Raw genomic sequence first — 15454 nt, 5'->3', positions numbered from 1 at the left:
CTGCTACTTTATAGCATTTAGTTGCAGTTGCCTAAGCTTACCATTAACATCGTGGCAGTTTTTATTCGAGCAAAGGTACCCTTGTGCTAAAAAAAATTAAATATCTCTCACTTGCCCTGCCAATGGTTGCAACGGTATTCAGTGTAAACGCAGAACAACTCACCCTAGAACGTATTTTTGATGATCCAAGCCTAGCTGGTAAAGCGCCTGTACAATTAAAGTTTTCACCTGATGGAAGTCGAGTTACTTACCTACAAGGTAAAACAGATGACTATAACCGCTACGATTTATGGGAATACAATCTAAAAGATAACAAAAATCGTCTACTGGTTGACTCCGCAGCATTATTTTCAGGCCCAGAAAATTTATCTGATGAAGAAAAAGCACGTCGTGAACGTCAGCGTATTTTTGGTAAAGGCATTTTAGAATACAAATGGTCAAAAGATGGAAAGGCACTCCTTTTTCCACTTAATGGTGATCTTTACTACTACGAACTTGCCTCAGCTAAAAGCCGCAAGTTAACGGACACTGACGCATTTGAAACCGATGCACGTTTCTCACCAAAAGGCCATTATGTATCCTTTATCCGTGAGCAAAATCTTTACGCACTTAATTTAAAAACGGGTAAAGAAATCCAATTAAGTAACGATGGCGGTGGCGTAATTAAAAACGGCATGGCTGAATTTGTTGCGCAAGAAGAAATGGGCCGTATGACGGGCTACTGGTGGTCAGGTGATGAAGCAAAAATTGCCTATACCCGTGTTGATGAAAGCCCTGTAAAAGAAGCCATTCGTAACGAAATTTACGCAGATGAAGTAAAGCTTTTTAATCAACGCTATCCGTTCACTGGCACTGATAATGTTGAAATAAAACTTGGCGTAGTAAATATCAACAATCAAAAAACTGATTGGATTGACTTAGGTGAAGATAAAGACATCTACATCGCTCGAGCTAAGTGGTTAAAAGATAACAAAACCTTGTCATATCAGTGGCAAAACCGTTCACAACACAATTTAGAGCTGCGTTTTTATAATAGCGATAGTAAAAAACAAAAAGTCGCATTAACAGAAACCAGCAAAACGTGGATAAACCTACACTTTGATCTTGAGTTCTTAAATGATAAAAAGCATTTTGTTTGGGCATCTGAACGCGATGGTTTTAAACACCTATATTTATACCGCACAAACGGTGAAATGATCCGCCAAATCACGCAAGGTGATTGGGTTGTTGACAGCTTAAAAGGGATTGATGAGAAAAAAGGCATCGTTTATTTTGCAGGTCGTAAAGACACAGCACTTGAGAGCCACCTTTACAGCGTACCGCTATTCAAAAAAGGCGAAATCAAGCGCGTAACTGAGCTAGGTGCTTACCACAATGTGGTAATTGCTAAAGATAATAAAACCTTTATCGATAACAGCTCATCAGTGAATAAGCCAGGCTCTGCTGCGTTACGTAAAATCAATGGTGATTTCATCACTTGGCTTGAAGAAAACAAGTTAGATAAGTCGCATCCATTAACGCCTTACCTAGCTGATTTGATCACCCCAGAATACGGCACGTTAACGGCTGAAGACGGGCAAATCATGCATTACCGTTTATTCAAGCCTACTAACTACCAAGACGGTAAAAAGCACCCAGTTATAGTTAACGTGTATGGCGGCCCTCACGCTCAGCGCGTAACGAACAGCTGGCGCAGCAAAAACTTGTACTTCCAGTACATGGCGCAACAAGGCTATGTTATTTTCCAACTTGATAACCGTGGCTCATACAACCGTGGTAAAAAGTTTGAAGATGTGATTTATAAGCACTTAGGTGTTGCTGAAGTTGCTGACCAAATCAAAGGTGTCGAGTTCTTACGCACTCTTGATTACGTTGACCCTGAGCGTATTGGTATTTATGGCCACAGCTACGGTGGTTACATGGCGCTTATGACCATGTTTAAAGCGGGCGACTACTTTAAAGCCGGTGTTTCTGGTGCGCCAGTAACTGATTGGGCACTGTACGATACGCACTACACTGAACGTTATGTCGGTCACCCTGCAACTAACGCGAAAGGTTACGAAGCAAGTGCCGTATTCCCCTATGCTGAAGGCTTAAAAGGCCCGTTGATGATTTATCACGGTATGGCGGATGATAACGTGTTATTCACTCACGCCACTAAGTTGTTCAAACAACTGCAAGATCAAGAAAAGCAATTCGAAATGATGACTTACCCTGGCTCAAAACACAGTTTACGTGGCAAGAGCGTGCAAACGCACTTACACCAAACCATCACAAGTTTCTTCAACCGACACTTTAACGTTGAGTAATTTGATTTAATTTCGATAACTTAGACTAAAGGCTGATTGTAAAATCAGCCTTTTTTTTGTCTCAATATATTCTACTAGTTAACTAGATTTTCGACCTATTTTAGCTACGCTTAATACATTGCTCCTATGAGCATGACGAAGGAACATACATGAATTATTTACGCCGCTTTACTATTTTACAACGTCTTGCCATGTTGGTGAGCGTAGTAGTGATTGGTCTTATCTTTTTAAGCATATCAAGCTTAACGCAACAATATGAATCTTTAGAACAAGAACAATACATCAAAACCCAAAACCTAGTTGAATCAGCTCATAGTATTATTGAACATAACTATGCACTTTTTACAGAAGGCAAACTCAGCGAAGAACAAGCAAAACAAGCTGCCTTACAAACTATTTCTGCACTACGTTACGACAACAACAATTATTTTTGGATTAATGACTACCAACCAGTTATGGTGATGCATCCATTTAAACCAGAACTAAATGGTAAATCGCTTGCGGGCAGTAAAGATCCTGATGGCGTACTGTTATTTGTCGATATGGTCAATATTGTCAAAAAGCAAGGTGAAGGATTTATCCCTTACAAGTGGCCAAAGCCTGGGAAAGATCAACCCGTCGATAAAATTGCCTATGTTAAAGGGTTTGCTAAGTGGCAATGGATTGTTGGCTCAGGTGTCTATATCGATACCATAGAAGAAGCATTCGCTTCACTACGAAACCACGTCATTATCACTGCCGTGATCATTATCGCCTTGTTAACGGCGCTCAGTTACCTCATTGCAAATAGCATTTTACGGCCAACGCAGCTTGCTGCAGACATGATGAAAGACATTTCTCAAGGAGAAGGTGACTTAACTCAGCAACTTGATGAAAATGGTAATGATGAAGTATCACGGTTATCGCGCTACTTTAATCTTTACACAGCTAAAATGCGTGAATCGCTCAAGCATGTTGCACATAATGCCCAGCAAGTGAACCAATACGCTCACAATGTCGATGATGCCAGTAAGACCAACCTGTCATTTATAGAGCTTCAAAATGACAGTTCAACTCAAGTGGCTACAGCAATGGAGCAAATGACGCATCAAATCCACGATGTTAGTCAAAATGCCGAACAAGCCGAGCATGCAGCCAATGAAGCATCCCACAACGCTGAAAATGGCAAGCAAGTACTGAATAAAACCATCACAGCGATAGAGACATTGTCACATAATATTGAGCAAGTCAGTCAAGCGACCGCAGACCTTGCTGCCGAAAGTAACAATATAGGCTCTGTACTTGATGTGATTCGCAGTATCGCCGAGCAAACCAACCTACTGGCGCTGAACGCAGCTATAGAAGCAGCTCGTGCTGGTGAACAAGGCCGCGGCTTTGCTGTTGTCGCTGATGAAGTGCGTACCCTTGCCAGCCGCACAGGCAAGAGCACTGATGAAATTCAAGCCATGATCAGTAAATTACAAACCGGTGCCCAAGCCGCTGTTGATGCAGTTTCAGCAAGTCAGCAGCTTTCGAGCGATACCGTGCTACAAGCTGGTGAAGCGAACACATCGCTAACAGAAATTGAGCGTTTAGTGAGTGTAATTAAAGACATGAACAGCCAAATAGCACGCGCCACAGAGCAACAAACAAGCGCAGCAGATGAGGTAAATTTACGAATAAATGAACTTTCACAGTCAACAGAGCAATCCCTATCAAATACTCAAGGGTTATCAAATGACAGTGAAAACTTAAAGCAAAGCTCCCAAGCATTAAGCGATGTTGTAAACCGCTTCAAGCTCGACTAACGACAAAAAACCCGCATGACGCGGGTTTTTTCTTAATCTAATAACTTACAAACAATAACGTGCAAATAAGCTACTAACTGTTGCAGCGGTTGGCTTGCCATGCTGCCAATCGCCACCTTCTACGCCGCTACCTGCGATATCCATATGAACATAAGGTAATGGTTGCGCTGATTCAGTGCCATGTTTATCTAAGCCACCAACAATCGCTAAGAATGCCATTGGGAACTGATGACCACGAGCAGTTACAGCTGACGCAGCGTTATTACTTGAAAGTACATCGTCAGCTAACGTGCGAGGGCGAATGAAGTCATAATCTTCACGGCGGCTGCGAGATACTTCTGCACCATCGGCCCATAAGTCACCTAAATCAGCAAGCTTACGTGAAATATTAGCTTGGCGTGCAGGGCCATTTTCAACATAAGCACTATAAGGCCCCATTGCTCGTGCTGCATGGCCTGTTAAAGTCGCCACGGTGAATAACTCTGGATTTACTTCGTTTAACGCACGGTCTTTCATTTCGCTTAGTAAGTCACCCATAGCTAAACGACCTTCAGCATCTGTGTTACCGATTCGAACACGAACACCTTCACGACTCGTAATAATTTCATCTGGAACAAAACAATCAGAACCAATCGAATTACGAACCACAGCTAAATAAGCAATCACTTTTACGCCTTTTGGAGCAAAATCAGCAACTGATTTCATAAAGCCAGCAACCGAAGCTGCACCGCCCTTATCGCGGCTCATACCTGCCATAAAGCCACCCACTTTAAGGTCTGCACCACCGGTATCGTAAACTAAACCCTTACCAACAAACATCAAGGTACGCTCAACGTCGCCTTCAGGTACATATTCTAGTTTCACAACGCGTGGGTGATGGCGCTCAACAGCGTAAGAAGCACGTGCTACCGTGCTCATCATTGGGTAATCTTTGTCGATAGTGTTGATATCTGAAATCACCTCAACAGACACCTTGCTGCCTGCAAATAACTCAACGCAGTAATCTGCAAAACGTGGTGGTGCCATGCGCTCAGGCTCAGTACCACATAAATCACGCGCAGCATATTGACCCGCTGCAATCGCATTCACAGCTTTCGTTGTTTGCTCATTTGCGCCAATAAGGCTAATTTGACTAATAGGCTCAATGGATTGCCCATGAAATTCTCGCGCTTCAAGCGGTTGCCACAATGCCTGACATGCACCTAAAAAAGCCACCTCAAGTGCATGTTGATAACGCCCATCTTGGCTTGCTTGTGGTAAATACAAAGCTGGTTTAGTGCTACCTGATGCTTTGGCTTCTAATATACCTTGCTTTGCAGCATCAAAATAACGACGTACATCGTCATAGTCGCGATTAAGTGGACCTGTTGGTGCTAAAATTACACGTTTAGAATCAATCACAAGTAGTGTAACTTGCTTACCAATACGCGCATCAACAGCTTGATGTGTAGTAATTGCTTGGCTTAAGTTTTGATTAGCTAAAGAAGAAAAGTCATCACTGATAATAATTAATGCATCGTGATCTGCATCAGCAATCTGAGGTGCTGACATTGCATGAGGGTATGCCATAAAAAAGGTCCTGCTGTTAGAAACATAGGACCGTATTATCATTGATTTGGTCAGCTATTGCCAGCCAAGCAAATTAAGCTGCTTTATGGCTGGCAAGCTAAGTTTACTGCTCTGTAACTTGCTTATTATCGTTACGATGCTTAACGATCACAGACCACGCTTCTAACATCACCAGAACGCTAATTACAAGCACTAAAACATCAAGGGTAACTAACAGCCAGTTACCTTGCTGATAGTATTCACCCAGTTTTATTACGCCAGCAAAAAACGCCATCACTAGCACAAAGCTCATCGGGATCAGTGTATATTTTGCAGGGCGATTAGCTTTAATTAACATCACAGAAATAACCAGTAACGTTAAGCTTGCAAGGATCTGGTTAGTAGAACCAAATAAAGGCCAAATAATCATACCGCCACTGCCATCAGCGCCACCAGCACCAAAAGCGAGTAGTAAGCAACACAGTACGGCAATTAAGGTTGCAATCACACCATTGCGAATAATACTGATGTTATAAATATCACCCCATTCTTGGATAATATAACGCTGTAGACGCACACCCGAATCCATCGTTGTACCAGCGAATAACACAACCATCACGGCAAGTAATGTTGAAGCTATCTCGTTTGATAAGCCCCAGCCACTTTCAATTAAGTTAGCACCGCCATTAATAAATGCACTGACACTACCAGCCCCTAAATGACTGTAAATTTCATGCCACTCTTCAGGCGAAACAGCAAGCGCAACACCACTTACCGCAACTAAGGTAATCAACGCTAGCATGCCTTCGCCCACGGCACCTAAATAACCAACGAAACGGCCATCGGTTTCTTTATTTAGCTGTTTAGAGCTCGTGCCTGATGACACGATACCGTGGAAACCAGACACCGCACCACAGGCAATAGTAACAAATAGCAGCGGAATAATACTTGGCGTATCCACCGCAGTTTGGGTATTAAATGCAGGCGCTGTGATATCTGGCATAGAAATAAATACCGCACCATATAGCAGGACTAAACCAACCAGTAGTTGCATACCATTAATAAAGTCGCGTGGTTGCAGCAGCATCCATACAGGTAGAAGTGAAGCGATAGCAGCATAAATGAATAAAATAATAATCCAGTTCGCATTTGCGCTTAAACCAAACATTTCGTCAGGTAAAGCAATTGGCATTCCGCTTCCTAGATAAATGGTGTAATAAAGTATCCCCACACCAACAAAGCAAAGTGGGATTAAAGACACTTTACGTCTTAATAACTGACCAATAACTAAAGCAACAACAATGGCAGCCCAAGCAGGAAAAACAGCATTTGGTTGTGACACAAATGACTTGGCAATAACAACGCCAAATACAGCGTTGACCATTAGCAGTACTAAAAATACCACAATCATAAATAACGCACGGGTGCGTTTACCTATCACCGTCTCAGACAGTGCCCCCATTGACTTGCCTTTATTGCGGGCACTGGCCCACAAAGCGCCCATGTCATGCACACCAGCGAAGAAAATAGTACCAAATACAACCCAAAGTACAGCAGGTACCCAGCCCCAGTATACAGCAATCGCTGGGCCGACTATCGGCGCAGCACCTGCCACTGAAGTAAAATGATGGCCCCACAACACAACCTTGTTTGTAGGCACATAGTCAACACCATCTTCAAGTTCATGAGCGGGTGTGACAAAATTATCATCCATTTTGAAAATCTTCTCGGCGATGAATTTCGAATAGAAAAACCATCCGAACAACATACCGATTATTCCGAGCAGCACGATCACGACCGATTGCATAGTCATCTCTCTTATTTAGTTATAATGTTGTCTTAAGGAGGTGTATAGAAAGATTTAGCACCCCATTAGACACTATCAAACTTTCAACCACCAAGGTGTTAACCTTTAGTCTAATATACTGAGCTGAAAATGCTCATGAGCTTGACTCTTTATTCCAACACCTATTCCCAATAAACGCACTGGTTGGTCTTTGCCACGTTCATACGCTTTACTTAATAACTCTGAAAATATACTTTCATCTAATTGATGATGACTTTGATCGGCACTGGTTACTACAAAGTTCGCAAACTTCACTTTTACCGATAGTTTATTTATTCGGTTATGTAATTGCTGTTTATCAAGGCGGCGTGTTAATTCATCCATTAAAGAAGGTAACTGGCTTAAACATTCATCTAAATTATTTTTGTTGTATTCATAGGTATGCTCAACACTCAGTGATTTACGTACCCGCTCTGTGGATACCTTACCAATGTATTCACCCGCACACTTTTGATATAAAGAAACGCCAAAATTTCCAACATGCTGCTGCATCCAATTAACCCCTTTTGCGCGAACATCAGCTCCTGTATAGAGCCCTTTAAGTTGCAGCTTTTCCAATGTCACCTTACCTACACCAGGGATTTTACCCAGCGGCAATTTTGCTAAAAAGTCATCGACTTGCTCAGGTAACACGACAAACTGCCCATTAGGTTTGTTTTCATCGCTGGCAATTTTGGCAATAAACTTAACGGGCGCAACACCAGCAGATGCAGTCAGGCCAGTCGTATCATAGATTTCTTGACGGATTTGCTGAGCCATAAGCGTAGCACTGCCTTTACAGGCGGTGCTGTTAGTTACATCAAGGTAAGCCTCATCAAGTGATAAGGGCTCAATTAGGTCGGTATATTTAGCGAAAATAGCGCGTATTTGCGTGGAGATGTCTTTGTAGACCTGCATTCGCCCAGGCACAATGACCAGATCAGGACACAATTGTTTGGCGTGGTAGTTAGACATTGCCGAACGCACACCGTATTGGCGGGCAATATAGTTAGCTGTAGAAAGCACCCCACGACGACTATTACCGCCAATTGCTAACGGCACACTTGCCAATGCAGGGTTATCACGCATCTCAACGGCGGCATAAAAGCAATCCATATCAATGTGAATGAATTTTTTCATTAGGCACATAACAACTGTTTATTTATACAGTTATTATTATTTAATCTGCCTAATTGTGCAAGCTATGAGGTTTGACTTGAGTGCTCAGACGGTTTTTTACGGTTAAATAATCGATAGCCAAATAACCAAAATGCGCCTTCAAGTAAAAAACCAATCACAATTAAAGCGATAAAACCTGACATTGTGCCCATACTATAGCAGAGTAAAGCAAGTGCTAGTACGATGAACAAGCCTATCCACTTTATTATCCTCACTGTTATTTGCTGCATAATAAAATCCTTTATTGTGTATTCTATATGAGCCACACTTTACGTAAGCGTGAACCATTAAAGTTAGCACAATTTGCCGGAATTTCTAATTTCCTTGAGCTAAAAGCAGCATATTGCTAACCTAAGTTTTCTCACAATTAATGAAGATTTACTATGCAATCGTTTATAGAACAACATCCTATCAGAACAAAAATTAATGTCGCTTGGGGTGAAATGGATGCCCTGCAACATGTCAATAATGTGGTCTATTTTCGTTATTTCGAAACAGCTCGAATCGACTTTTTTACCCAACTAGGTTTTCTTAAAGATTTACAAGTAACAGGTGTAGGCCCTGTGATCAGCGAAAACAATGCCCGCTATAAACGCCCTGTGACATTCCCTGATACAGTTCATGTTGGCGTAAAGATTAGTGACATTGAACAAGATCGTTTTATGATGCATTACACTGTATTTAGTGAAAGCCAAGACGCTGTCACCACCATTGGCTCATCACAAGTCGTTATGTTTAATTTTAAAACGGGTAAAAAAGCCCAGTTAAGCGATGAGCTATTAACTGCACTCAAAGCCCATTCTCACGATTAACAAGGAACTAATATGCTTTATAGTCCACTTGGCCGAAGTGGTATTGATGTTTCTCGTGTCTGCCTAGGTAGCATGACATGGGGCATGCAAAATAACCAAGCTGATGCCGATGAACAAATTGCTTACGCATTAGATAAAGGCGTTAACTTTATCGATACTGCCGAAATGTATGCCGTTCCCCCTTCACCTGACACATACGGAAAAACAGAAGAAATTATTGGAAATTGGTTAGCTCGTAACAAAAGCAAGCGCGATAACCTTGTCATCGCAACGAAAATTGCAGGCAATGGGTTATCTTGGGTACGTGATGGCGGCGACATTAGTCGTCAAGCTGTGATTGACGCTGTTGATGCGTCACTGAAACGCTTACAAACTGATGTTATCGATTTATACCAACTTCACTGGCCAAATCGTACTTCGCCACATTTTGGCAAGCAGTGGCCTGGTATAGTCCGCTTTTCAGATGCCGACACCGAGCAAAATATAGCAGGTATGCTCGATATTCTTGAAGGTCTGAATGACTGTGTAAAGGCTGGTAAAATTAAACACTGTGGTTTATCAGACGATACGCCTTGGGGCATTAGCCAATACCTGCGTTTAAGTGAGCAGCATAACCTTCCGCGTATGGTTTCTATTCAAAATGAGTTTAGTCTACTGCATGCCAAAGATTGGCCTTATTTAATAGAGCAATGTATTCACGAAGGTGTCGCTTATCTGCCTTGGTCAGCTCTTGGTGGCGGCATGCTGAGCGGTAAATATTTAAATGGTAATCGCCCAGAAGGGAGTCGCTGGACTTTGGTACAGCGTAATGGACTATTTAGAGACACAGCGCAATCACAGCAAGCGATTGCAAATTATGTCGATATTGCAAAAACTTACAATATAACGCCAGCACAACTTGCTCTTGCGTGGTGTAACCAAGTTGATGGTGTTAGTTCGACCATTATTGGGGCAACTTCTATGGCCCAATTGCAAGACAACATAGCAGCTTTTTCAATTGAGCTATCAGAACAAGCTCTTACTGATATCAACAATGTATTCAAACAATACCCGCAACCTTTCTGATCTATAAAACTTCTGACTGAATAAGTATTAACACCCAAAAAGCAATACTTATTCAGTAATTTATTTAACAACCCATTATATTTTCAATACTTTAGTGTATAGTTAACATAAGTAATTATGAGTGGGTTCTCGATGAGTAAGCATATGAAGTTAAAATTTTATACTGTTTTAAGCTTGTTTTTAGCTCCGTTAGCTCATGCCTCAGAAACGTTATCAATTACTTGGCTCGAAAATGACAGCAAGCCGTTTTATCTAGAAAAAAGCGAAAAAAACCAACAGGGTGGTTTATGTAATGAAATTACAGATATGCTTATTGAAGCGCTGCCTAACATTAATCACAGTAAAGTATTACTACCACAAAAAAGAGCAGGAAAGTACCTCGATGAAGGTCATATGGCGTGTTACTCCTGCATGATTCATCGGGAACAAAAAACTAAGCGTGCGACTTATTCAATCCCAACCACGGTTTACCCTCCTTTCACAATACTTAGTACCCATGAGCAAGCCAAAAAAATAACCCAAGCTCATGGTAACCCTGTTTCTTTGATCTCATTACTGACTGACTCTGGGTTTATATTTGGTCAAAACGACGCGCGTAAATTCGGGAGCAAATTTGAAAAAATAGCTAAAAATACCAAGTTATACGAAAGCGCAGCGCTTAGTAGCACTGGTAGTCATCCTAATTACGCGATTCTTACGCAACTTCAGCATGGTTATATTGATTACACAATTGATTACCCGTTTGTTGCTGATTATTACAATCAAAAAAATCAGCAACACATAGAAAAGCTAAGCATTGGTAACCCAAAGCAAAGTATGATGCTTGGCGCGATTGGCTGTTCAACAAGTGCTCCAAATAATTACGCCGAAAAAGTACTCGCTGAAATCAATCACGCATTAAAAACAAAAGTATTACCCAGTGAGCGCTACCAACAGAGTCAACGAGTATGGTTAGAGCAAAACTTTGCAGATTTTTCGTCACAGTATGAGCGCTTGATACTAAACCCAATCAAACAGCCTGCCACTGGTGAGACAACACCTCAGTCTGTTCATCCATAAGCAGCACTTGGAAAGTTGAACCTGATTCGACCTCCCCTACTCCTTCAGGTGTACCAGTCATAATGATATCGCCGTCTTCGAGATCCATAAATTCACTGATTTCAGATAAGATTTTCTCGGCATTATGAAGCATTAATTGTGTGTCACCATACTGAGCAGGCTTACCATCTATCAGTAAACTAAACTGATAATGCTTGGTATCATTACATGGTACGAAGTCACTAAAAAGAGCGGCACCATTAAATGCCTTAGCGCGCTCCCAAGGTAACCCCTTTTCTTTTAAATTTGATTGTAAACGGCGCTTTGTTAGGTCAAGCCCAAGCCCTACACCCGCAAGCTGTTTACCTTTAACTAAAAAGCACAACTCGGTCTCGTAGTGTAACTGTTCAGCACCGTGAGTAGCACAAAGCGTATCTGACAAAGCACTATTGGGTTTTATAAATAACACCATACTGGTTGGCGTTTCATTATTAAGTTCTGCGATATGAGCTGCATAATTTCGACCAACACAAACCACTTTACTTGGTGTGACTAACTCATTTACAAATTTAACTGCTCGCATAATGGTCTCCTAGATTGTGCTTTTCGGTGAGCAACCTTTTCAATTATTGCTAAAAATAGATACATTTCATACTACAACAATAAAATTATAGCTAAAATAATATCTATAATAACATGAACATACATATTAATTGCGTTCATAAAAGTTATTTTTATTGACGATTGTTTTACTTTCTAATAACTTATTGTAAGCGGTTACATTTATAAAAATCGGGTTCGGCGATTTTTTTTGCAACAAAATGTAAGCGCTTACATTAGACAACAAACACAAAAATAAAACCAAATCTGGAGATTTGCATGAACCACACACAATTCAAGAGAAAGCAGCTTGCCATTAGCCTGTCTGTGGCAATGGGTTTAAGCGCGCTAGTTCCTCACTCAGCTGTCGCCGAAGAACAATCCGACAAAGCAAGTGATATTGAAGTTATACAAGTATCGGGGATCCGCGGTAGCCTTGTAAAATCAATGGACATTAAACGTCAATCTGCAGGTGTTGTTGATGCAATCACTTCAGAAGACATTGGTAAGTTCCCCGACACGAACCTAGCCGAGTCACTGCAACGTATCACCGGTGTCTCTATCGACCGAAGTAACGGTGAAGGAAGCAAAATTACCGTGCGTGGTTTTGGTCCTGAATTTAACCTAGTGACCCTAAACAATCGTCAAATGCCAACAACGGGCGGACGTTCATTCGATTTTGGTGACATCGCAACAGAAAGTGTAAGCGGTGTTGAAGTATATAAAACGGCGCGTGCCGACATCCCTAGTGGCGGCATTGGCGCAACAGTTAATATCACGACTGCAAAGCCACTTTCAAATCCTGGTTTACATGCTTCTATCGGTGCAAAAGCCGTTCACGATACATCGAATGAAACTGGTGATGATGTAACACCAGAATTATCAGGCATCTACAGTAATACGTTTAATGATGACAAATTCGGTATTTTAATCTCAGGTTCAGTGCAAGAACGCGATAACCGCGAGCAATCAATGGCGGTTGATAACTGGATCCCAAATGTCGATCTCTCTACCTCGCCAAACTTAAATGTAACAGACAACAATCAACGTGCAGACGGTACAACTTGGTACCCACAAAATGCGGGTTACGCTTTCTCTGATAACTCGCGTAAACGTACCAATGGCCAACTTGTACTGCAATACGCGCCGAGTGATCGCGTAACGACAACCCTTGATTACACTTATTCAAAACTAGAGTTTGAAAAAGACGGCCGTAGTTTTGGTGTATGGTTTAACAACGGTGGTAATGTTAGTTCTGCAACGATTAACGAAAATGGGACATATACTAAGGTTAGCGAGTTTGGCGGAGATTACTCAACAAACCTAAACCGTGGTGCAACAACCAACGAAAATAAATCTCTTGGTTTAAATATTGATTGGCAAGTAACCGACACTTTAAATATTGAGTTTGATGCCCATAACTCATCGGCAGAAACAGCGGGGGTTGGTTTAGGTCATGATGCCTTTATGATCATTGGTAATACCTCATGCTCGTGGTGTGAAAACCCAACTGTTAATATCGATGAAAAAATGGCTGATTTTAGCCAAGGCGAAATTCCACTAATTGATATGACATTAACCAATGGCCAAGCAGAGCTTCTACCTAGTGATATGGGAACGCTATTTGCTGGGGTTAATAAAGATACGAACACAAATGATCTTGATCAGTACCAGTTAAAAGGGACTTGGTTAAACGAAAATAATAGCGCCCTTACAAGTATCAATTTTGGTGTTTCACATACCAAAATTGACTTTAGAACCACACAAGCTTATTCAGAGCAACTTGCTGCTGGTTGGTGGTTAAACTCAGCTGATTGGTACAATGATGACATGTTTACTCGTGTTGATAGTTCAGGTTTATTAGACGGCTTCTCAGGCGGCGGTAACGATAAGCTATTAAACTACTACTACGATGCTGATTTTGATGAAATCGTTGCCATCGCCCAAAGCATTGACTGTGACCATCCAGATGGAGGCATTGGCGCATGTAGCTGGCCTGCTGAATTAAATGGAATGGTACAAGCAGGGCCGATTGATAATGATCATCGAGTAAGCGAAAAAACCTTATCATTCTACACTCAAGCAAACTTTGAAACTGAATTTAACAATATGTATGTCACCATGGCGGTCGGTTTACGCTATGAAAAAACAGATGTTAGCTCGCAAAGCCTAGAAAAACCTGCAACAGGTATTACCTGGGTTAATGGTAATGAGTGGTCATATAACTTTGGTGAGCAGGCTTTCGCAAGTGGTGAAGGCAGCACCAGTGAATTTTTACCAAACTTAGATATTAATGTTGAAGTGACAGAAGATGTAATGGCTCGCTTTTCGTATAGCCGAACACTCGCTCGCCCTCCGGTTGATTCACTGCGTTCAACAACCTCATTTTTAGGTAACCCAAAAGTAGGTCAACGTAAAGTGGCTGTGGGTAACCCTGACTTGAAACCATTCGTAGCTGACAACATAGATTTATCACTTGAATATTATTATGGCGAAGGCAGCTACCTATCTGCAGGTTACTATCGTAAACAAGTTGAGAATTTCATTGTTAACATTACAACCCAAGAGACCATGGGAGATATTCGTGACCCATTCCTTGGCGAGCGTGCTGATCAAGCCCGTGAAGACTTAGCAGCAGAAGGAGTAACACCTTCTGACCAAGCTATTCACGATAAAATCAATGAAAATCAAGGAACTGAGCAAGGGACAGGTATTACAGGCATTGGCACTGATCCACTCACAATCTTTGATGTTTCTCGCGACACCAATGTGGAAACAGGTAACCTATGGGGCTGGGAACTAGCAGCGCAACATATGTTTGGTGATTCTGGCTTTGGTATTGCCGCTAACGCGACTTTCGTATTTGGTGATGTTGAAGCAGACCGAGATGCTATTGGCTATCAATTTGCTCTGCCTGGCTTAAGTGATTCAGCTAACTTCTCTGCTATTTATGATTTAGACGGTTTATCGGCTCGTATTTCTTATAACTGGCGTGATGAGTTCTTAACCGGCTTTGACCAACATGCTTCACCAATCTTCACTGAGTCTTATGGTCAGTGGGATATCAACGTGAACTATGCAGTAAACGAGAACCTAACGGTGTTTGTTGAAGGTCTAAACCTAACAGATGAAACGCAGCGTACCTACGTTCGTTACTCTGAGCAGCTGTTACGTGCAAACCAATACGGTGCGCGCTACAACATCGGCTTCCGCTACTCGTTTTAGCATTTTGTTGTCAAAAAAGCCGCTCAACAGCGGCTTTTTTTTTCACAATTATGCTAGTTTGTCTAT

General features: G+C 41.7%; 11 protein-coding genes. 6 read left to right on the top strand and 5 right to left on the bottom strand.

What is annotated here, in order from left to right; genetic code table 11:
- Positions 1-83 precede the first annotated feature (83 nt).
- On the top strand, positions 84-2309 hold the full coding sequence (locus LY624_RS03855; protein ID WP_341803904.1) for a S9 family peptidase: 2226 nt from the start codon (positions 84-86) through the stop codon (positions 2307-2309).
- Between the two features lie 149 nt (positions 2310-2458).
- Positions 2459-4096, top strand: a complete 1638-nt coding sequence (locus LY624_RS03850; protein ID WP_130150819.1) for a methyl-accepting chemotaxis protein — start codon at positions 2459-2461, stop codon at positions 4094-4096.
- A 45-nt stretch (positions 4097-4141) separates the two neighbouring features.
- Here the strand turns inward: LY624_RS03850 and LY624_RS03845 are convergent, their stop codons facing one another.
- From LY624_RS03845 to LY624_RS03830, 4 genes are all read right to left on the bottom strand, one after another.
- On the bottom strand, positions 4142-5665 hold the full coding sequence (locus LY624_RS03845) for a M17 family metallopeptidase (protein ID WP_341803903.1): 1524 nt from the start codon (positions 5663-5665) through the stop codon (positions 4142-4144).
- 103 nt (positions 5666-5768) lie between these two features.
- Positions 5769-7451, bottom strand: a complete 1683-nt coding sequence (locus LY624_RS03840; RefSeq protein WP_062570182.1) for a carbon starvation CstA family protein — start codon at positions 7449-7451, stop codon at positions 5769-5771.
- A 105-nt stretch (positions 7452-7556) separates the two neighbouring features.
- Positions 7557-8609, bottom strand: coding sequence for a DNA polymerase IV (gene dinB, locus LY624_RS03835; protein WP_130150817.1), 1053 nt, complete (start codon positions 8607-8609; stop codon positions 7557-7559).
- A gap of 62 nt (positions 8610-8671) precedes the next feature.
- Positions 8672-8878: a hypothetical protein gene (locus tag LY624_RS03830; protein ID WP_341803902.1), complete on the bottom strand. Its 207-nt coding sequence runs from the start codon at positions 8876-8878 to the stop codon at positions 8672-8674.
- A gap of 153 nt (positions 8879-9031) precedes the next feature.
- Between LY624_RS03830 and LY624_RS03825 the strand changes: the two genes are divergently transcribed.
- From LY624_RS03825 to LY624_RS03815, 3 genes are all read left to right on the top strand, one after another.
- The gene (locus LY624_RS03825; RefSeq protein WP_341803901.1) at positions 9032-9460 is read left to right on the top strand and encodes an acyl-CoA thioesterase; all 429 of its coding nucleotides are present in this window, start codon (positions 9032-9034) and stop codon (positions 9458-9460) included.
- Positions 9461-9472: 12 nt separating this feature from the next.
- Positions 9473-10525 (top strand): aldo/keto reductase, encoded by a 1053-nt coding sequence (locus LY624_RS03820; protein WP_341803900.1) that lies wholly within the window; start codon positions 9473-9475, stop codon positions 10523-10525.
- A 144-nt stretch (positions 10526-10669) separates the two neighbouring features.
- The gene (locus LY624_RS03815) at positions 10670-11584 is read left to right on the top strand and encodes an ABC transporter substrate-binding protein (RefSeq protein ID WP_341803899.1); all 915 of its coding nucleotides are present in this window, start codon (positions 10670-10672) and stop codon (positions 11582-11584) included.
- On the opposite strand, the gene LY624_RS03810 is transcribed toward LY624_RS03815, so the two are convergent.
- Positions 11535-12146 (bottom strand): fumarylacetoacetate hydrolase family protein, encoded by a 612-nt coding sequence (locus tag LY624_RS03810; protein WP_341803898.1) that lies wholly within the window; start codon positions 12144-12146, stop codon positions 11535-11537. The genes LY624_RS03815 and LY624_RS03810 overlap by 50 nt on opposite strands.
- A gap of 296 nt (positions 12147-12442) precedes the next feature.
- On the opposite strand from LY624_RS03810, the gene LY624_RS03805 reads away from it, so the two are divergent.
- Positions 12443-15388, top strand: coding sequence for a TonB-dependent receptor (locus LY624_RS03805; RefSeq protein ID WP_237120107.1), 2946 nt, complete (start codon positions 12443-12445; stop codon positions 15386-15388).
- The last annotated feature ends 66 nt before the right edge of the window (positions 15389-15454 follow it).

The sequence above is a fragment of the Pseudoalteromonas sp. N1230-9 genome (assembly GCF_032716425.1).
Taxonomy (GTDB): Bacteria; Pseudomonadota; Gammaproteobacteria; order Enterobacterales; family Alteromonadaceae; genus Pseudoalteromonas.
Note: the sequence above shows the minus strand (reverse complement) of the source record. Positions and strands in the feature narration are given on the sequence as shown.